The organism is Novosphingobium fuchskuhlense, from assembly GCF_001519075.1.
Classification (GTDB): Bacteria; Pseudomonadota; Alphaproteobacteria; order Sphingomonadales; family Sphingomonadaceae; genus Novosphingobium; species Novosphingobium fuchskuhlense.
In genome coordinates, this window is the sequence record NZ_KQ954244.1 from 348,750 (window position 1) to 368,593 (window position 19,844).

The 19,844-nt window shown below is 59.6% G+C and carries 14 protein-coding genes; 2 read left to right on the plus strand and 12 right to left on the minus strand.

What is annotated here, in order from left to right; translation table 11 throughout:
* Positions 1-5: 5 nt before the first annotated feature.
* On the plus strand, positions 6-2,582 hold the full coding sequence (locus AQZ52_RS01580; RefSeq protein ID WP_067906202.1) for a hypothetical protein: 2,577 nt from the start codon (positions 6-8) through the stop codon (positions 2,580-2,582).
* Positions 2,583-2,594: 12 nt separating this feature from the next.
* Here the strand turns inward: AQZ52_RS01580 and fcl are convergent, their stop codons facing one another.
* Together fcl and gmd are read right to left on the minus strand one after the other, a co-directional pair.
* The gene (gene fcl / locus AQZ52_RS01585; protein ID WP_067906203.1) at positions 2,595-3,575 is read right to left on the minus strand and encodes a GDP-L-fucose synthase; all 981 of its coding nucleotides are present in this window, start codon (positions 3,573-3,575) and stop codon (positions 2,595-2,597) included.
* 32 nt (positions 3,576-3,607) lie between these two features.
* Positions 3,608-4,681 (minus strand): GDP-mannose 4,6-dehydratase, encoded by a 1,074-nt coding sequence (gmd, locus tag AQZ52_RS01590; protein ID WP_067906204.1) that lies wholly within the window; start codon positions 4,679-4,681, stop codon positions 3,608-3,610.
* Between the two features lie 450 nt (positions 4,682-5,131).
* On the opposite strand from gmd, the gene AQZ52_RS01595 reads away from it, so the two are divergent.
* The gene (locus tag AQZ52_RS01595) at positions 5,132-6,460 is read left to right on the plus strand and encodes a hypothetical protein (RefSeq protein ID WP_156424743.1); all 1,329 of its coding nucleotides are present in this window, start codon (positions 5,132-5,134) and stop codon (positions 6,458-6,460) included.
* Positions 6,461-6,571: 111 nt separating this feature from the next.
* Here the strand turns inward: AQZ52_RS01595 and AQZ52_RS01600 are convergent, their stop codons facing one another.
* From AQZ52_RS01600 to AQZ52_RS01650, 10 genes are all read right to left on the minus strand, one after another.
* Positions 6,572-7,312 (minus strand): FkbM family methyltransferase, encoded by a 741-nt coding sequence (locus AQZ52_RS01600; protein WP_156424744.1) that lies wholly within the window; start codon positions 7,310-7,312, stop codon positions 6,572-6,574.
* A gap of 112 nt (positions 7,313-7,424) precedes the next feature.
* Positions 7,425-9,263: a right-handed parallel beta-helix repeat-containing protein gene (locus AQZ52_RS01605; RefSeq protein WP_169793701.1), complete on the minus strand. Its 1,839-nt coding sequence runs from the start codon at positions 9,261-9,263 to the stop codon at positions 7,425-7,427.
* 17 nt (positions 9,264-9,280) lie between these two features.
* Positions 9,281-10,075: a GDSL-type esterase/lipase family protein gene (locus AQZ52_RS01610; RefSeq protein ID WP_067906208.1), complete on the minus strand. Its 795-nt coding sequence runs from the start codon at positions 10,073-10,075 to the stop codon at positions 9,281-9,283.
* A 102-nt stretch (positions 10,076-10,177) separates the two neighbouring features.
* Positions 10,178-10,723 carry an acyltransferase gene (locus AQZ52_RS01615; RefSeq protein WP_082697491.1) on the minus strand — a complete coding sequence of 182 codons (546 nt, stop codon included), beginning with the start codon at positions 10,721-10,723 and terminating at the stop codon, positions 10,178-10,180.
* The gene (locus AQZ52_RS01620; protein WP_067906210.1) at positions 10,720-11,787 is read right to left on the minus strand and encodes a glycosyltransferase; all 1,068 of its coding nucleotides are present in this window, start codon (positions 11,785-11,787) and stop codon (positions 10,720-10,722) included. Before AQZ52_RS01620 ends, AQZ52_RS01615 begins: the two co-directional genes overlap by 4 nt.
* A gap of 3 nt (positions 11,788-11,790) precedes the next feature.
* A complete protein-coding gene (wzy, locus tag AQZ52_RS01625) occupies positions 11,791-13,320 on the minus strand; it encodes an O-antigen polysaccharide polymerase Wzy (RefSeq protein ID WP_067906211.1) in 1,530 nt (509 codons plus the stop codon).
* A gap of 1,489 nt (positions 13,321-14,809) precedes the next feature.
* Entirely contained in the window at positions 14,810-15,916 is a 1,107-nt protein-coding gene (locus AQZ52_RS01635) for a glycosyltransferase family 4 protein (RefSeq protein WP_067906213.1), read from the minus strand.
* A 286-nt stretch (positions 15,917-16,202) separates the two neighbouring features.
* Positions 16,203-16,784, minus strand: coding sequence for an FkbM family methyltransferase (locus tag AQZ52_RS01640; protein ID WP_067906214.1), 582 nt, complete (start codon positions 16,782-16,784; stop codon positions 16,203-16,205).
* 464 nt (positions 16,785-17,248) lie between these two features.
* Positions 17,249-18,235, minus strand: a complete 987-nt coding sequence (locus tag AQZ52_RS01645; RefSeq protein WP_067906215.1) for an NAD-dependent epimerase/dehydratase family protein — start codon at positions 18,233-18,235, stop codon at positions 17,249-17,251.
* Positions 18,235-19,437, minus strand: coding sequence for a glycosyltransferase family 4 protein (locus tag AQZ52_RS01650; RefSeq protein WP_067906216.1), 1,203 nt, complete (start codon positions 19,435-19,437; stop codon positions 18,235-18,237). Before AQZ52_RS01650 ends, AQZ52_RS01645 begins: the two co-directional genes overlap by 1 nt.
* Positions 19,438-19,844 lie beyond the last annotated feature (407 nt).

Consider the following 19,844-nt stretch of genomic DNA (forward strand, 5'->3'; position numbering starts at 1 on the left):
GCATCATGCCAACGGACAATTTTGCCCGCACCATCGCAATGCAGAGCCAGCGGTTCTGCAACGACGTCGGCTCCAACGTGGCCGGGAAGGGCGCGTCGATGATCGGCGTCGCCAATGGCGGGACGGTCGAGGATGTGCTTGCCACGCTCAAGGGCTATGCCACCGTAACTGCATTGCGAAATGCACCAACCCAGTTCTTGAAGGACGGGGACATCGTAGCCACCGAAAGCGCCCTCAACAGTCTTGACACCAAAGGCGGCGGTGACTGGCGCTGGGACGCCACCGACAGCACATCGCTCGACAACACCGGCACCGTCCTTGCACCGGCATCCGGAGGCGCGGGACGCTGGAAGCGGATCTTCAATGGCCCCATAAATGCAGCCTGGTTTGGTGTCAGCCCGCTCAATGTGGACAATACGAGGGCCCTTCAGAACGCCGTGGATTTCGTCGGGACCGGCGCTTACAATCCAAACGGCGGCGGGATCCTGTTTATCCCGGCTGGATATTACCGGTTCAAGTTCGGCGCAGGCACCTCTGGGCTGAACACGATCTCGGTACCGTACGAGAACGTCCTCATCGAAGGCGAGGGTCGCGCCACGATCCTGCGCGTTGATCTGAGCAGTGGAACGGCAGCACGAGGAACCGCCTCAATCAGCGGAACTACGATGACGGTTACCGGCACGCCTACCGGCACGTTCGCGGTCGGCCAGACGCTCACTGGAACCGGGTTGGCACAGGGCACGCAAATCACCGCGCTAGGTACTGGCGCAGGCGGTGCGGGTACTTACACGGTCAATTACGCGCAGACAGTCGCAAGCACGCAGATCAGCGCAGCCAATCTTGTAGACTATTTCTTCACATGGAGCGAGACTGGCATCCGCGGTCAAGGCGGCGGCATTCGCAACATTCGCTTTGACGGCAACGCACAGCTCAAATGGTGCGTTTTTCTCGACTCTTGGCGCTTTTGGGCGATGGAGGACGTTGGCGCTCTGGACATCTACGGCGGACTGCTCGACGTCTGCAACAATCAGACGACTTTCGGCGAAAACATCCACGTCAATCGCGTAGACTACATCAGCAGCAGCGGCGCGAACTCGTGCTTCGCGCAGTATGGCGTGCGGTTTCGTGCCGGTGCGGTTGGTTCTTGGTCGGAATGTTCGATCCGCAACGCCATGTTCGTCAACTGTTGGGATACGGGCGTCGTGCTGGATGGATGCGTCCGCTTTACAGTAGATCAGATCGCGTCCGCCTGTGACACCACGTCGGTCAACACAATCAACGGCACCAGCAAATCGGGTTGCATGCGCGCCCTCTTGATCACCAATACCGTGGTCAACAGCTCGACTGTTGATGTGGGCCACCATACGTGCCGGAACATCTACCTCGAGTCCCATACCGGACTGGAAAACGCCAACAGCTACCAGGCCGTTCTGATCGATAGCGGGATCGGGCAGACAGGCCTGAACCGTTACAATCGGATCGAGAACGTCGATATCGATTCGATGCTGGGAAAGGCCGCGATCGTTATCAATAATTCATCCGGCGTTTTTGGTCTGGTCAGCAGCACAACCTTTATCGGCAATCGCCGTGCCTACACAAGCAATCAAGTGCTCATCGGCGCCAATGTCACCGACACCTATCTCTACCTGACGCCCAGCTCAGGCAACCTTTACGCAGTTTATGATCAGGGCGTCCGCACCTTTGTGAACGGTGTGACCGAGTATCAATACAGTACCGGTCTTTATCCGGACTCCACCCCCGCTCTGGCAAGGATGGACGTCGGCCATATCTCCCGAGACATCAACACGGGGCGCGTCTGCTTGCAGGACAAGGACAATGTGCCCGTCCTGATCTATGGCCGTCCCGGTATCGATGAGGTTTCACCGTATGGCGCGCAGCGCATCCGCGCACTGGGAACGCCTGCCGCACCGACGATCACGCGAAACGCAACGGGAACCACCACCTATACCTACTACTGGGTTGCCGTCGACAAGGACGGCAACAAGACGCCACCCAGTCCAGCTGCCACGATCGCAAATGGCCCTGCCTCGCTTGCTGGCTCCTCGCGCAACCTCATCACCGGCATGCCGGTGGACGGCGCTGTGACATATGACTTGCTGAAGGGAAACACCACGACTTCGGTAGCGACCGGGCTCGTCTCGCCATTCTTCTACGACAGCGGGGGTGCAACAGCTGCCTATACCCCTTCAGCGAGCAATCCTCCGGGTACCTTGATCGTGGACGGGCACATGATGCTTTCCGCGTTAGCCGTTCCCACGATTGCCGCCGGTACAGCAGCTGGCACCAGCCCGACGGTGTCGATCACCGGAAACGACCAACATGGCGTGATCAGCATCACCACCGGCACCGCACCGACAACGGGCATCCTTGCGACCATAACGTTTGGTAATGCCTGGAGCAGCTCGCCGCTCACTCCGGTGATCGGACCAGCGACCGGAAACGCCGGCGGTTCAGGCGTATTTGTCGATCCGGCCGATGTCGGGACGACAACCTGGAAATTGCGCACCAGCGCTGCACTGAGCGCTGGGACCAGCTACAAGTTCGCCTACCACATCGGATAGCTGCGGGGACGTCTAGACCGCACGGGACGGATGTGCCCGGGCGCTGCTTCCCTTGACACGGCCTTCCAGAAACGCCCGGTAGGCATCCTCAATGCCTTCGCGCAGGGACAATCGCGGCGACCAGCCCATCGCCGCGATTTTCTCGCCACTCATGAGCTTGCGCGGGGTCCCGTCAGGCTTTGACGTGTCTAGCTCGATGGTGCCGCCAAAACCGACAATCTCACATACGAGAGCAGTGAGCTCCGCGATCGTGACATCGGTTCCCGAGCCCAGATTGACGTGCTCCGCATCCGAATAATGCTTGAGCAAGAAAATGCACCCATCCGCCAGATCGTCGGCGTGCAGGAACTCGCGCCGCGGAGTACCGGTGCCCCAGATCTCGATACTGGCGAGGCCCGCCTCACGCGCCTCATGCGCCTTGCGGATAAGCGCCGGCAAGACGTGGCTGGAATTGAGGTCGTAGTTGTCACCCGGCCCATAGAGATTGGTCGGCATGGCCGAGATGAAATCGGCACCGTATTCCTTGCGATACGCCTGACACAGCTTGATGCCGGCTATCTTCGCAACGGCGTACCACTCGTTCGTCGGCTCTAGCGGGCCAGTCAGCAAGGCATCCTCACGGATTGGTTGCTCTGCAAACTTCGGGTAGATGCACGATGATCCGAGAAACAGGAGCTTCTCGGCCCCGGTGCGATAGGACGCCTCGATGAGGTTCGCCTCAATCATGAGATTATCATAGAGAAACTGTGCAGGAAGGCTGTCGTTCGCCAGGATTCCACCAACCTTGGCCGCAGCCACTATGACGACGTCCGGACGATGCTCCGCCATCCAGCTTCGCACGGCGGCTTGCTCGCGCAAGTCGACTGAGCGATCCGAGGTCAGGATTTCGCAATTTTCGCCGGCCAGACGGCGCACAATCGCCGAGCCGACCATGCCCTTGTGTCCGGCGACATAGACACGTTTGCCAGCTAGCTTGAAAAGCTTGGACGTCACGGGATCAAACCTCCAGAAGATCGGTACGCGGATCAGCCTCCCTTGCTGATCGGTGCATCCCGCATCACTTCAAGATCGGCAAAAACCATCTCGCGCGCCAGTTCACGCGCGGATGTCTCGTGCGTCCATCCCAGTTTCTGGTGCGCCTTGGTAGGGTCACCGATCAGCAGATCGACTTCCGTCGGTCGGAAATACCGTGGATCGATCTCGACAATGACCTTGCCTGTCTTCCGGCAAATGCCGCGTTCCTCGACTCCGCTGCCCTGGAAGTCCAGCGCGATACCTGCGTCCTCAAACGCCCAGCGTACGAACTCGCGCACCTCGGTGGTCTCGCCGGTCGCGAGCACGTAATCGTCGGGCTCGTCCTGCTGCAGCATCATCCACATGCCAAGGACATATTCGCGCGCGTGCCCCCAGTCACGCTTTGCATCGAGGTTGCCAAGATAGAGCTTTTCCTGACGGCCAAGAGCTATCGCAGCGGCGGCGCGGGTGATCTTGCGGGTCACGAAAGTTTCACCGCGCAGCGGACTTTCATGATTGAACAAGATGCCGTTTGAGGCGTGAATACCGTATGCCTCGCGATAGTTGACGACGATCCAGTACCCATAGAGCTTGGCAACGCCATACGGCGATCGCGGGTAGAACGGGGTGGTTTCCCGCTGCGGCACTTCCTGTACGAGACCATAAAGCTCGGACGTAGAGGCCTGATAGAAGCGGGTCTTGCGCTCAAGGCCGAGAATGCGAATCGCCTCGAGCAGGCGCAGCGTACCGATTGCATCCGCGTTGGCGGTATACTCCGGGGTTTCGAAGGAGACCTGGACGTGGCTCTGCGCCGCAAGGTTATAGATCTCGTCCGGTTGAACTTCCTGCACAATCCGGATCAGGTTGGTAGAATCCGTTAGATCGCCGTAATGCAGATGGAAGCGCTGATGCTCAACATGGGGATCTTCGTAAATATCTTCGATGCGACCAGTATTAAATGAAGAAGAGCGCCGCTTCATACCATGAACAATGTAGCCCTTATCGAGAAGTAGTCGGACTAGATAAGCGCCATCTTGGCCCGTTACGCCAGTGATAAGTGCCACTTTAGCTGCGGTATCAGTCATGTGGGCCCCAAACAGTATTGTGTGCAACTGCAAAAATGCTTTACCCCTCTCACGCTGCAATGCAATGCCAATTTGCGGTGTCGGGCCTTCACTCTGCCTATTTGCGGACCAGCTCGGATAGTTCGCAGGCAGCAGAGAGGGGCGACTGGAGCAGAATGGCGCTGCGGGCGCCGACGATTCGGGATACCATGCGCCAGCGAGGCACATATCCACACAAACTGAGGATTTGCGAGGCCCGGACTGATGCAGTACCCATAGCCTAAGAGTTGCCCCTACGCGGCGACCACGACCCGAGAGCCAAATGCGCGGCCAACGGACCTGTGGCAGGGCGTGCTCACATCAGTTTCCAATTGCCAGATGCTGCATTGCAGCTTAGTAAGATCCAGTATGGATCTAATTGACTGAAGCGTCAGCGTTTGATCGCAGGCATCGTTTCACTGGAGAATAACAGTGGCAGTGATATCTTTGGAGCTCAACGAGCTTAATTTTCACTTTATCAAGAAGTATACTGCCGAAGGAAAGCTACCCGGTTTCAACCGTTTTCTCCAGAATCATGTCATTTTCGAGACGGTTTCGGAAAGTGGCTATCCCTATCTTGAGCCCTGGATTCAGTGGCCGACAGTCTACACCGGACTGACCTACGATGAGCACCGCATTTTCCGGCTCGGTGATGCGGTATATCATCCGCAGCTGCAAATCTGGGAGAAGCTGGAGGCAACCGGGGCCACGGTTGGCGCCATTTCCCCCATGAATGCGGTGAATGCCTGCAAGAGTCCGGATTTCTTTCTGCCCGATCCGTGGACAAACACCGAGATCACTGCCGATCCTCGTGCAGATAAGCTGTTTCGCCTCATTCGCGATGTGGTCAACAACAACGCGTCGGCCAAACTTTCCACTATCGACCTTGGTCGTCAGATCTTGCCCTTGGCGTTCCCTTATCTCAGCCGCACCTCCATCTCGCGTTATCTGCGGATCATGCCAACGGCGCTCAAGTACAAGTGGGCCAAAGCCTGTATTCTCGACAGCCTGCTGGCGGATCTGTTTCTCCACCTCATGAATCGGCACCACACGGATTACGGGTCGCTGTTCCTCAATGCCGGTGCACACATCCAGCATCACCACATGTTCGAGAGCAAGGCCTACGAGGGCGATTTCCAGAATCCGAGTTGGTACAGCACGGCAGGAGAGGCCAACGTCGATCCGCTGCTGTTCATTTACGAGATCTATGACGGCATCGTGAGCCAGTTTCTTGCCCGGCCCGACACGCACCTGATGATCACGACCGGCCTGAGCCAGGTGCCGAACTCCAAGATGCATTATCAGTATCGCATCGTCGACTTCGAAGCCTTTATGGCAGGGATCGGAATTGTGCACGCGACGATCAAGCCTCGCATGTCGCGCGATTTCCTTCTGGCCTTTTCAAGCTCCGAGGCCGCCCAAGACGCCGCGGCTCTGCTCGCGTCGGTACAACTCGGAGGCAAACCGCTGTTTTCCGTCGAAGACCGCGGCGATACGCTGTTCTGCCAGGTCGCCTACTATGGGGCGCCCGAAGGCTTGGAGAACGCGCTGGTGGGCGAACGGCAGACCGACCTGCGCGAGCATCTGGCGCTCGTATCGATCGAGAACGGCATCCACCAGACCATCGGCTATCATTTTGACAGCCACATCCGTGGCCGGGGCGAAACGGTGCGCATTCCGCTCACCGAAGTTCATCAGCGGTTGATGGATGCTGTGGCTAAGGATGCCAAGCCGCAGCAGCGCGAACCTGTAGCAGCCTGACGGTCGCTCCGCACGGGGTCAATATTGCCGGCGCAACACGGCAGAGCCTTGCGCCGGATTGCCACGATCGTCCGTCAGGGTCGCCAGGGTTCCGGCGGCCTTGATGCCGCGTCAGCCAGACGCGGCGGCGCGTGTGAACAGCAAGTCCGTCTGCACGTTCGTACCTTCCGGCGAATAGCTTGGGTTGTAGACACCGGTCAGCTCGAACCCGTTCCGGTTCAGCCAGACGACAATCTCGTTACCCAGCGGTTGGCCGACATAGAGACTGGTGAACGAAGCCTCGAGGTAGACCCAGCGCGCGCGCTCGAGCACCTTGGGCATGCCTTTGAGCGCCTCGAGTTCAAAGCCCTGAACATCCAGCTTGACCAGGATCGGCTCCGCCAGCGCCGCGACGTTCAGCACATCGTCGATCCGCTCGACCCGGACCTGTTCGACACCCGCCTTCTCGGTTCCTGGAAACAGCGTTGATTGCTGATCCGAAATGGGCAGCATCGAAGAACTGTCGGGCTGCTTCGACACATTAAGCTCGCTTGTAGACGCGCTGGAGCCAGCAGCATAGCGATGCAGCGCGACGCGTTTGTCATCGCGGAACAGCTTGGCGTAAGTGTCCGCCATTGCTTGCAGCGGCTCGAAGGCATGGATCATCGCATGCGGATGGATCCCGCGGGTCATCAGCGAGAACTGCCCGATATTGGCACCAACATCGATGACCGTCGCGGCGGGCATCGAGCGCATGGCGCCGACATGTTCGACTGCTGCGGCCACGCCGAACTTCAGGCCCCTGCGATACACCGACACCGGGAACAGTTGCCACAGCTTGCGAGCGCGACGTGGAAAATATCTCAGATTCACGACGCCACTCCTTGTTGGGGCGATTGAAGATACGCTGTCCCAGCCTGCGCGCGCCGGCAACGACCCTGAGTTGCGCTCGCACAGCCCCAAGCGAAACTTGCCGTCTGGCCCATCACTTGATGCCGGCTTGCGTTGGACGGTCGCCCGCAAACGTGCAGGCGTATGTGAAACCGGGCGCACCGCCGCGCGCCCTGGGCAAGTCGGCCGGACAGGTCATCCTGATCCGGCTGTTGCCAAGTTTGGTGTTTTCCAAAATCCGCAGATATCCTGCTTCGTGGACATACATGGCTTCTGCGGTCGTCGTTCCGATCCTGTTGTTGATGAAGGCGATGCCGGTGCTGCCACGATCCGCATAAAGGCCCCAGCCGCCATAGGCCCGCGCGCTGCCGTTCGCGATCGCGTTGCCCCGCACCACCGTGCCGAACTGCCGCCCCAGTGTATAGATCCCGCCCATGTCGGAGAGCATGCCCTGTCCGTAGTTTTCGATCCGGTTGCCCTCGATTAGGTTGTCATGGACCGGGCTGAGTTCGTCACTCCAGACCCACCCGACCGATATGCCCGAGTAGTAAAGATCAGAGATGCTGTTGCCGCCAACCGTTGCGTGATCCGCCAAGCCAACCCAGACCCCTGTTCCAGCCAGATGAATTCGGCCGAGCGCCTCGATCGTATTGTGCAGGATCCGGATGTTAGACGTCGGCGACTTCGATATTGCCCCCCCCTCCCAGTCAGTGCCGGGCATCGGCTTGCGCAGGGCAGCCCCGATGAGGACACCGCCACCGCCAAGGTCGATCAGCCGACTGTTGGCGAGCTCCACGTTCGAACAGCCCTTCCCGATCTCGATGCCCTGCGCGCCGGCATGAACGATGCCGATCTTCCGGAATGCAATGCCCTGGCAGTTGTCGGCCTGGATCGCAGCCGGAAGACCGATCTCGGACTGCATCGCCGACCATCCTGTCGGGGGCATGATCCATGCAGCGTGCGCGAAATCGATATTCTGGATCGTCACGTCATGCACCGGATCGCCGCTCGCCCCTCGCAGATACAGCAACGTCGTGAGTTTAGGCACAATGGCTTTGAGGCTCTTGGCACTCTCCCTCGCCATCGGATGATAGCGGATCTGCGACAGCGCCGCCGTGCACTGCCATTGCCCGGGGGCCAGCCGTTCAACCGGCTGGTTCTCGATGTAATAGGCAAGGCCCGCTTCGAATTTCGGCCTGCTCTTGCGTCCACGATACTCGCCTTCCACCCGGAACTTGGAACTATCTGGCGAGAAGCCGACCAGCCTCATCCGTCCCGCAGTCCAGGCGTCGATAATGACGATTTCGGTCTCGCTGGAAACCTGGAAACCGGGCGGAAGGTCCCCCTTGCCCGCAGTGAATTGTAGCGAAGACGGCGCATTTTGAGCATCAACGGGATCGACATCAGCCATGCTGAGTGTGCCCGCTTCGGGAAAACGCGGGCGCGATCGCCGCACGCTATTGACGAACAGCTGGTTCGGGCAGACGCCGCCGTAAGGCGAGAGGTCAATCTTCGCAACAAGCTCGCCATGGCTACCGGATTGCCAACCGCTGATAGGCTGGCCTCCGCTGATAACCACCTTTTGGCCCGCCGCCCCGTAAAGTCGCAAGGGTGCCTCCGGTGAGCCTGAATCCGCCGGAGTGAGCAGCAACGGGCGATCGAGCACATACTCGCCGGCGGCCAATTCGATCCCGATCGACGCTCCCGCTTGGCCGGCCCGGATGCCCCGGACAATGGCCTGCGCCCTTGCGATCGTCCGAACAGGACCTCCCTTGCCACTGCCGCTTTGGCTTACCGAGCCGTCATTGTCGTCGGTGCCAGCGGGCGAAACATAGATTGTCTCGGCATGCACGGGAGGCGATGAACAACCCGTAACGGCAATCACGGCGAAGAGACCAAAGGCGATCGTGCCCAGAAGGTTGCGGCCAGACATGCCGACGCGCCGTTCCATCACGGAAACACGTGTGCTGCCAGCGCGGGGATCCGCGCCGCAAGGAGCTTGGCAACCAGCGAGGCGATGTCGTCGGCTCCCCTTGCATTAAGATGCAGGTAATCCGCCTGATTGCCCAGCTTGCTGCCGCCTTGACGCGCAGCCAGCGTGGTGCCGGCTTTCGCCGCCGCGATCTCTTGCTGTGTCAAGGGTCGCCCTTCGAAATCCATCGATCGCACAGGACCAAGCCTGGCAAACAACTGCTCGCTCGCCTTGTTGAGATCTAGCACCAGCGTGTTCGTCTGGCTGGCAACGTTGCGAACGACTTCCGCCCAGGGGATCATGGAATCAGCGAGTTTGCCGCCGGAGAAATGCCGCGTTGACAGTGGCGTAACCAAAACGGGAATGGCTCCGCGATCACGCACATCACGAACCATTCGAGTTAGGTTTGCCGGGAAGTCGGTATACAAGCCAGTTCCGACCGTCGGGTTCATCGACTTGTCATTGTGCCCCATGTCGATAAGGACATAGCGAGCGGGATACCCAGCAGTGCTCGCCTCGTCTAGGGCAAGTGTCCACGCCCCCTCGCTGCGGTACGTCTTTGTGCTTCGGCCGCCGCGCCCCATCGGTACACAAGCGACGTACTGCGTGACATGGAGATCGCAAAACGCGCCGCCCCAACCGGTCTGCTGAGCGATGGTCGAGTCGCCGACAAGAACAATCTTCACCGGCGTATCCGGCGTGGCAGCAGCAGCCTCCGGTACCGCATGCGACAGCATGGCGAGTCCGGGCGCAATCACATTCAGACAGCGCATCGTTTCGTCTCCAACTAGGCTGTTGTGGTGGGCGATTGCCCCCTGCCCCCCTGCTTGCGATGGATCGGTTCGTTCAAAGGTGTAGAAGCAAACCCGAGACTGTCAGAACTTGTCGAAACTGACCCCTTCGCCCTTGAGACGCCGCTGCCAGCGCTCCGGATTCTCGGTCAGGCGGCCTACCTGCGTGGCCGGGTTGCCGACGAAAATCGAATCCGATGGGATATTGCCACGCACCACGCTGCCCCCGCCGATAATCACATTGTCGCCGATGGTCGTACCGGGCAAGATCATCACGTTCATCCCGATGAAGACATTGTTGCCGACCGTGATCGGCTGCCGCACCGCAATGTCTGTTGGCGGCTGCAAACCGTTAGCGATCAGTGCAGTGGTAATCGAGTAGTCGTGTGTCAGGAAGTTGACATACATTGAAACAACCGTGCGGTCGCCCAATGTGACCAGCTCGAAATCGTCGAACTTCGCCCTGGTCGAGATGTAGCGCGGCTTGCCGGTCATCTTGAGGCCAAGACGCCGCAGCAGCATGCAATATGCTGTCATGTAGACTCTTGGAACGAAGAACTCCAACGGAGAGATCAATATCTTAGTCCCATGGAACACTATTCTCTCGATGAACCGGATGATCTTTTTCATAGGCCCCTCTTTGCCGCAGCGGCAATGATGTCCTTGTATGCCTGGGCGACAACTTGAGGTGTCATCGCCTCCATCCGTCGGCGAGCATGGTCGAGAAGTGCGGTGTTATCTGGCGCCTTGAGCGCTTTCGTGACGGTTGCGGCAACCGCAGCAGGATCCATGCGATCGGCAACGTAATAGGGGTAATCCGGGCCGTACAACGCGCGATGTTCCGGGATATCCGAAACGATCGCCAGTCGGCCCGCGGCCACGGTTTCGAGCAGCACGTTTGGCATCCCCTCGTTGTGGCTCATGCTGACGACAACCGTGGATCTGGACAGCTGGTCGGGGACATCCTTGCGGAACCCTAGAAATGCAATTCGCTCCTCGCACCCTGCGCGGGCGATGATCGACCGGAGCGCCGTTTCCTCTGTACCAGCGCCAATCACTGCGAAATCCAGCGCGGGATTGTCGCGGGCCAGCAAGGTGAAGGCAGCTGCAACTGTGGCAGGGTTCTTCTGTGGCTCCAGGCGCCCAACCGTCACGATGCGGGGCTGCACGGGGAGGCTCGTCGCGCCGGTGCCCATCACCGGAACGATGTTGGACACCGTGCGCACTTCGCATCGAGCCCCGTTGGAGCGCCAGTAGGCGGCGCCTTTTTCCGAGTTTGCGATGATGGTATCCGCATGGCAGCCAAGCCTGCGGCGCAAGTTGTAGCGAAGCTCGTTCGGATAAGCCGAATCGCGCTCGGTCATGAGCCATGCCACGCGGGGCAGGGTCTTGCGCAAGACATATCCATAGACGTCGCACGCATGCAGCCATGTCATGAGCACATCGGGCCGATCGCGATGGAGCGCACGCCACACGCGCAGCAGATTGCGCGGATCGTAGTTCGAGGTGCTGTCAAAGCGCTGGATCGCAAGCCCTTCCCGGTTCAGCAGCTCAAAGTGCACCCCGTCGTAGAAATGAATCAGTCGCAGCTCGAGATCGGGATCGTTCCGCAGCGCATTGAGCAGGAGGATACACTGCCGCTGCGCACCGCCATCCGCGAAGCCGGGGATCAGGAAAGTAACCTTGGTCGGCATGGGTCAGCTGGGCCCGACCGTCGATAGCTGCTCTGCAGGTGGCTCTCCGCGGAGAGGGGGATACCGGCCATTGACCGACGCCGGTCGCGGCTTGAGCCGTTCTGCCCGCTTCGCCAATCGAGCAGCCGGATTGATGCGCGCATAGAGCCAGAAGATGAGGTAGCCCCAGACGACGATACGCACTGGAAAGTCGACTGTGTAGCGCGGGACTTCGCTCATCATCGCGAGGGTCACGATGTACAGGAACATGCGTGGCGACGATGGCCCCTTGCGCGCGATGAAATTGCGCACGGCAGCGGCAACATACCCGAACAGGGCAAACCCCAGAACGACGCCGATCTGTCCGAAATCGAAATAGAGATCCGATAGTGGGTTGGAACCGAGGCTCCATGTCGCTTCCGGTCCGATGATGTAATAGGCGAGGACTTGCGACGTATCGGTAAAGCCACTGTTCTTGCCGATCAGGACACCCCGGACCAGCGGCACGATACCGCCGAAGCCGATCAGCTTGTAGTAACCCCAGGCGTAAGGTTGGGGCTTGGGCGCGATATCGAACGTCGCCCTGACGGTGAGAGTGGTCAGCGCGAAGCTGCTGGCATCGGCTTCTCGGTCGTTCGCGGCGAAGTAGGCCTCTTCCAGACCGGCCAGACTGCGGTCAGACGCCTGCCGATAGATCTCGACCGTGTTGTAGACGATCAGCGCGGGCACGACTGCCGCGACCAGCACCGGCAGACGAATCTCGCGAATGAATGCAGCAACGCCCCCGACCGCTCCCAGCGCAACGACGAGAAAATTGTTGCGATCACCACCAATCAGCATGAACAACATCCAGAAGCCGGTGGAACCCAGGATGATCCAGTGCCGCAAGGCGGGCCGCCGGCCGAAATAGAGATGCGAAACGAGGCGGGAAATGCCGATCAGGCAAAGCATGATCGTGAGGAGATACAAGCCGTTCACGACGGGGCTGGCGAGTTCCATCGAATCGTCGCGCTGATAGCGCCCAAGGTCATCCGGGCTCAGACCGAGATAGATGAACGTGGCAAAGAATGCCGGCATGATCGTCGCGAGCGCGAGATCGAAGTGAAGGTAGGCGTTGGTCGGCTCACGCGGAACATTCCGGGTCGGCTGCGCAACCGGAGCGATGGTGTTGCCGAGATGGAAGGCCGCCAGGCCGGCAACGGCCAGCAGCATCGCCTTGTTGGCACCGTCGGCATAGCCATCCTGAAAGAAGTAGCTATCATAATAATGCATGCCAATACCAAGCAATTCCTGCTGATAGGGCCAAAAAAACAGCAGGTAATAGAATATTACGAAGCCGAACTCCACCGTAAGGCGAATCCGTATTCCGGGAACAACCCGGATCAAGGCGACGCTGTAAAACGCAATGTAACTGTAGGCAGCCAGCAAGCTCAGCGCCGCGATCCATGGCGTGAAGCCGTATTCAACGATGTTGAACAGCGTCAACGCCGCAGCGATCACGAGGAGATCGGCAATGAGAGCCAGCCTCTGCTTGCTGGCGCGGATGCGAATCATGGCGCGGTCCCTTGCTGGAGGCGCCCTTTGACAAGGGCCACGATCTCGCGGCGCGATGCCGCCGTCAGGACGAACTGGAAGGCCGCGAAGCCGCCAAGAAGAAGCGCGAGCGCAGCCGATGCGGCAAATCCTGCCCAGCCGCTGAAGTGCCATGCCTGTGAAAGGGCGAAAGCCGCGGATACGGAAACCATCATCGCCACGGTGCCCCTCAAGTGCCGCTTGTGTCCGGGTATGACCCTCGCGACCAGCCGAGGAAAGATCATGTTCAGCGGAATGCGTCCGATCAGGATACCAACGAACAGCATGGGAAGCCAGCCTGCCATTCGATAGAGGACCGCCCCGGTGATGATCGCGAGAACCGACGAAAGCCCGGTCCAGAGCACTTTCGGACCGATCCGCAGGCTGATGTCCTGGATCTGGAAATCGAAGCGGATCAGCGCATGCTGGATCATCACCGCAACGATCCCGAGATTGGCGAGATCACCCATGTAGAACGCCGAACCGACCCAACTTCCCAAAAATGCCCCGTTGCACAGGATCAGTCCGACGGCGCCAACCGTCACCAATGCCAGCAGCATCTCGCGCGTCCGATCCTGCAGCGCTGCGGCCTCCGTGAGGTCGCCGCGGCCGATCATTGCGCCCAGCTTCGGGGTGACCGCCGTACCGGTCATCAGGCAAATCGAAAGCACGAAAGTCGAGACATACGACGTGAACACATAGCGGCTCACATCGACCGGACCGCTGAGATATCCGATGACCAGCACTTCCGACGAGAGCATCAGGGACTGGAACAGAATCCCGACCATCGTCAGGTTGCTAAACGAGAGCACTCGCATCACGTCGCTGCGGCGGGGCCAGGCAATTCCCCACCACTCGACGTGGCGCCGAGCCATCGACCAGGTCGCAAACCCGTTGAGGAACGAGCCCAGGACAGCAGCCGCACCGACACCGATAAGGCCGAAACCGGTGCTGGCAGCCACGAGCATCGCGATGTTGGAAAAGACGAGGAATGCCGTGGACAGCGAATAGGATCGGAAGCCCTGGTTCGTGCCGACGAGCGTCGCATCGGAAATCCCCAGCAGACCGCTCAGCACGATGTTGAAACCGAGCAGGGCTGCCAGCCAGCGCGCATCGGGCAGGTTTCCGACGGATATCTCCGCAACCAGTTGCGGCAGGAGCACGACTATCGCGGTCACCACAAGGGCCAAGACAGGGATCCACATCAACCAGATCACCAGCGCAGCCCCGACGTCCCGCTGCTTCTCGAGCTTTTCTTCCTCATGGTCCCGATGCGCGACAATCCACTTGAGCGCCTGCGAGGCGCGACCGTCCGCGACGGCTGTCAGGTCAAGCAGGCGAAGACAGGCCTTCCAGATGCCGAAGGCTTCCATACCCAGCGCTCGCACCATGAGCGGATTGATCACAAGGCCAATCAGCGCCAGCACGATAAAATTGGCGTAAAGCGCCAGCGCGTTGAGTTTTGTGTTGCTCATCGGCTTGCGCCATCCGAAGCGATTGCGTCTGCGCCGGACCAAGCTGTGGCAAACAACGCCTCTGCTGCCTTCCGCGCAGCGCGATGATGTGCTGCATAACGGCTGCCTGTCGCTTGCCGCTCCGTCCGGGCAGAAGCACCATTTTGAAGCAACCATTCGCGGCACCTGGTTACGAAATCACCGCCCTGCGCGACAATGAGGCCGTCATCCGCGCCGACCTGTTCAGGGATGCAGCCACGTGCGAAGCTGACAATCTTGCAACCAGCGGCCTGTGCCTCGAACAGCACGGTCGGCTGGGCCTCATGCACATACTGCGTCGGAAAAACGAAGACATCGATATCGCGATAGAATGCGTTCTTGGCTTCGCCGTACAGCGCGCCCCGGTATTCTAGCCGCCCCCCCAGTTCCTGCAGCGCGGCCTCGATCAGCGCCTTGTCCTCCGGCTTGGCCGCAGGGCCGGCGAGAATGCCGCGAACCGGCACTTCCGCAGCGGTCATGGCGCGAAGCAGATCCAGGAAGATGTGCAGACCCTTTTCCTTTGTCAGGTTGCTCAGATGGCCAAGCACGAGCGGGCCGGTTCTTGTCGTTTCGCCGGATGACGGATCAGGTGGCACGAAGGCGGCGTTGCTGAGGACAAGTCCGGCGAGGCCAGGCGACGGGTAGGTTTCCCTGAAGCCGTGATCCTGCGCCGCGCCAAGGAAGACGTGCACTAGCCGCCGGCCACCGGCAGCAACGATTGCGCGCATCAACAGGTTCCTGCGGGTGATGTACGCAAAACTGTGATGGTGCAGGAGGATACGATACCCCGCCAGGCGGGCACAGCCAACTGCCGCGAGAATGTAGATCAGCCCGAGCTCACCCTCACAGGCGACGTAGCACAACCGCCCCCGCACATTTGCGCGGCTCAAGACCCTTAGGCAGGCCTTGGCGGTCGCGAAGATGCGCGAAGGATGCCTGAAAACACCCGCGGGCCCGGAGATATTGTTGACGACGAGCTCGGCTGCACCGACCCGCGCTGTTTCGATTGTCTGCTGCGTGATGTAGGACAAGCCGTTGATCGGGGGCGGCAGCTGCCCCACCGCCACGACAAGAGGCGCTTTCATGCCATGCACCTCTTCATGCCGCAAACCACCTCGGCCGTACCTGCGGAAAAGCTACCCAGCATCGCGCCTGACAGACGACGGCTCGAGAAGGCTGCGGAATGAAAGCGCCGCCGCGCTTGGCAAGCAGACCCCCGAAAGGAAAACGACGTTCGGGATTGGATCTTCCGCATCATTAGCATTGAAAATCCATGCCCCGTTCGCAGCCGCACAATCAACGTGACCCCGCACACACAGCCGCAGACAAGATCGCAACGGCGGATGGTCTGATCGCAGCCCATCCGAGTAGTCAAAGCCAGTTGAGATCGATGTTTTTGATGTTGTTGCTGGCAATCGTCGCCTGCAGCGCAGCATGCTTGGCCTTCAGTCCCATGCTGCGCTCGTGGGTTTCTACGACAATGTAATCTATTTTCTTGTGCAACCCTGCATCGATCATGTCGGGCAGCACGTCATACTCTGCACCCTCAATGTCCATCTTGAGGAAACGTACATGATCAAGCTGTTTGATGAATTCGCTCAGCCTGACTGCTTCGACTTCCACATAGCGATCCGTCGAGACGTTGTCCTTCTCGGCCATGAGCGAAGATGCCTGGACAGCGCCCATCGAGTCGTCGTCAGGGGATAGGTAGAGCTTCAGGATGCCGGCCTCGCGGCTGACAGCCTGATTGTAGCAGTGCACCCGCGGTTCGTTGCTGAAGCGGCTGGAAAGCCGTGCATAGGCTTCAGGATGCGGCTCGAATGCATGGACGACTGCGCCGCGATCGAGGAAGCATTGGGTGATATCGCCGATATGCGCGCCGCAATCGATCACCACATCTCCGGGGCGCACCTTGGCATAATAGCGCGGCGCGACAACGCGATGGAACCACATGTTTTTTGCCCGGATCCGGATGTGGTCGGCAAGTGAGAGTTTCTGCATGTGAGCGCCTATCCAATCGTAAAGGGGAAGAGCGAATTGAGCGCCCGCGACAACATTGCATAAGACTGATGCGATTTCTTTGCATCGTCACAAGCAGTTTGCTCGGTCGTAAAGAATGCCGAAGGAAATGCCGCCGCGTGGCGCACGTGTGGTCCAACATTCGGACGCTGGCGCAAACGCCCCTTGGCCCTTCGGTCAGACATCAAACGTAAGGTCACGCTTTCCATGAACCGGCAGCCCATCTCACCGATCCTAAGTAAGTAGCTTTTAAAGCCAATACGCGCGCCTTAGCAGGCGCACAAGTGGGTCGCTGCAGTGCAAACAAACCGGGTGATCCCGTTTGGGGCAAGGACGGAAACAGCATGTGGTGGTTCTGGAACGACCCGATCCACTTCGCTACAGCCATGTGGCGTGTATTATACGAAGCGGGCATCGGGGGACTCAGCCTTCCACTCTTCCAGAGCTGACACGATATCCGTGCGGAAGGGGAAGCCATTTTCCTCAAGCCACCGAGGCACGATATTGGTGCTCTCGTAGAGCTTCTTCAACCGCTTGCGGTGAATGGGATTCTTGATGCCAATCGCATTGAGTGCTTCGAACGGGAGGGCTGCAGCATTCAGCAACCAGGGCGGCAGAACCAAGCGGACACGCGGGTAGCCACCAACCAGGCAAAAGGCATCGACAATCCGGCGGATCGTAAGACGTTCCGGGTAGGCGAAGTTGTAGAGAATCTCGCGTGCTCCGGTTTCGGTCATCCGGTCGAGTGCAAACAGGAAGGTGTCGGCAAGATCAGTGACGTATCCAGCGCTCTTGATCGTGTCGGAACGGCCTACGAACACAAAGTATCGGCTGCGCAAGGCATTGGCGAGGCGGGTGAAGTTGCCATTGTCGCGATAGCCGAAAATAACGGCCGGGCGGCAGATCACCAATCGGCGATCGGGCGCGCCCGCCAGCCATTGCCGGTGGAGTGCCTCGCCCTTCACTTTTGATGCGCCATAGGCATTGCCAGGATCGATCGGGCTATCCTCGGTCTTGGGCTCATCCCCTGTCGCATAGACCGACATCGTCGAGGTAAAGATGATCGTCCGCACGCCAGCAGCTTCAGCCAGCTCGATGATCCGCTCGGTGGTGCCATAATTGGTTTCAAAGTATTCGGCATCCGGATGACCTGGAAACGTCCGCAGAGCCGGAAGATTATAGATTTCCGTGTCGGGATCAGCGAGCTCCGCGGGGATCGGCTGACGGCAATCATGAATGCGATACTCGACCCCGTCGAGCTGCTCAACAGGTTCGGAGATGTCGAGCGAGATCACTCTCGAATAGCGACCGTCCCGCTGCAAAGCCCGCAGTGTATGCATGCCTATAAAGCCGCTGCCACCGATCACGAGTGCCTGGCGCACCATCACCTGCCCCCCTTATCTGCGACTGCCTTTTCAAAAATGGCCTCGAACCGTGCGGCAACCCCGTCGATTGCGAAGTGGGTTTCGGCATAAATCCGCCCCCGACCGCCCATCTCGGCAAGGTCCGCACTGTCGAGCAACTTTGCTGCGGCTGCCAAGAAGCCTGCTTCGTCTTCCGGTTGGACGACCAGCCCGGCGCCAGACTTGGTGACGATCGAGGTCGACAGGTTGTCGGCCGGAGCAGCAAGGAGGATCGGCCGGCCTGCACACAGGTAGGACAGCACTTTGGAAGGCACGGAGAAGGTTCCGGCATCCGGTTCGATCGTAGCGACCAGCACGTCGGCCGCAGCCAGCATGTCCGGCACGTCGCCGAAAGGCTGAAGCGGCAGGAGCCGCAAGTTGTCCAGGCCCAGCTCCGCCTTGCGCCGCTCGAGGTAAGGGACGCTCGCCCCCTGGCTCGTCACCGTAACGGTGGCACGGTTGCCAACCATTTTGGCAAGCGCGGCCAGAAGTTCAGGGTTGTGCTTCAGCCCCAGTGTACCCGAATAAAGAAAATTGAATGTTCCCGAGATGCCCATCCGGCGGGACCATGGGTTGTCATGCGGTCGCTGCGGCAGCTCATCCAGTGCACCCCAGTTGTGCACCACATCGATGTTGTCCGCACGACCGGCCCATTCTGCGGTGAGACCACGGAAATCGTCGGTGATGAGCACGATCCTGTCACTGGCCTGCAGGTGCCTGCGATCGAGGAATCGCCAGAAGCCGCCGATTGCCTTCCCGATGAAGCCAAGCCTCCGGCTGAGCAGCTTTGTCGCTGCGATCGAGTAGAAATCCTGCATCCAATAAACAAACGCAGTGCCGACTTTTCGACATGCGCCGAGGACGTAACCCTGCACCTCGGTCGGACAATTGCCGCTGAGCAGAACTTCAGGCTTCAGTTTGCGGATCAGGGCATGGATCTGACGCGCATAATCAAGATCGAAATTGCGCCGACTGAGGAAGGCGTCCTTGCGATAGGTGCCGTCGATCGCGAGCCCGTGCAGCCTTGGCGGTCGTGGCTGGGCTGCGGCCCGAGCGAAATCGCCCTTCGGCCCGGTTTCACTCGCGAAATACACATAATCCACCTCATGCCCCCGCGCTGCAAGTTCGACTGCGAGGGCGAGTGTGAAGGGATGCCCGCAAAAATCATGAAGCAGGATGTGCATGAATTCTCACTTTGCAAATCCCGGCCTGCGACATCGCCACCCACCCGAGAACCCACACAGCCCGGGGCTGGGATCACCAGCCCAAGGGCTTGGCACGATGCAGACCTCTCTGGCGCCGGGAATGGCGGCGATATAGGACCGGACCGGTAAACAAACGCTAGGTGCTGGATCCCACAGCCAAGCGGGCGACTGTCCCGATTGCCCTGATTTGGGCTTTCAGCCAGATTGCGCATCTGAGGTTCTGCATCAAGGCGCCCATCCCGTACCAAATAACGAATGATCCGGAGGGATCGAAAAGCTGTACCGCATCCGGCCTTGTAGGTAGCAATACGCTTTCGTTAGCAACCGCACAAGGGCATGCCGCAGTGCAAACGCACTTACCTTGGTCGGTGCGGATGCAAATCCGG

Bases quoted from the DNA above. Each gene is read 5' to 3' on its own strand.
- AQZ52_RS01580 (WP_067906202.1), top strand. From the start codon at position 6: ATGCCAACGGACAATTTTGCCCGCACCATCGCAATGCAGAGCCAGCGG.
- gmd (WP_067906204.1), bottom strand. From the start codon at position 4,681: ATGACTGATACCGCAGCTAAAGTGGCACTTATCACTGGCGTAACGGGC.
- AQZ52_RS01605 (WP_169793701.1), bottom strand. From the start codon at position 9,263: ATGTCTGGCCGCAACCTTCTGGGCACGATCGCCTTTGGTCTCTTCGCC.
- AQZ52_RS01610 (WP_067906208.1), bottom strand. From the start codon at position 10,075: ATGCGCTGTCTGAATGTGATTGCGCCCGGACTCGCCATGCTGTCGCAT.
- AQZ52_RS01615 (WP_082697491.1), bottom strand. From the start codon at position 10,723: ATGAAAAAGATCATCCGGTTCATCGAGAGAATAGTGTTCCATGGGACT.
- AQZ52_RS01620 (WP_067906210.1), bottom strand. From the start codon at position 11,787: ATGCCGACCAAGGTTACTTTCCTGATCCCCGGCTTCGCGGATGGCGGT.
- wzy (WP_067906211.1), bottom strand. From the start codon at position 13,320: ATGATTCGCATCCGCGCCAGCAAGCAGAGGCTGGCTCTCATTGCCGAT.
- AQZ52_RS01635 (WP_067906213.1), bottom strand. From the start codon at position 15,916: ATGAAAGCGCCTCTTGTCGTGGCGGTGGGGCAGCTGCCGCCCCCGATC.
- AQZ52_RS01640 (WP_067906214.1), bottom strand. From the start codon at position 16,784: ATGTGGTTCCATCGCGTTGTCGCGCCGCGCTATTATGCCAAGGTGCGC.
- AQZ52_RS01645 (WP_067906215.1), bottom strand. From the start codon at position 18,235: ATGGTGCGCCAGGCACTCGTGATCGGTGGCAGCGGCTTTATAGGCATG.
- AQZ52_RS01650 (WP_067906216.1), bottom strand. From the start codon at position 19,437: ATGCACATCCTGCTTCATGATTTTTGCGGGCATCCCTTCACACTCGCC.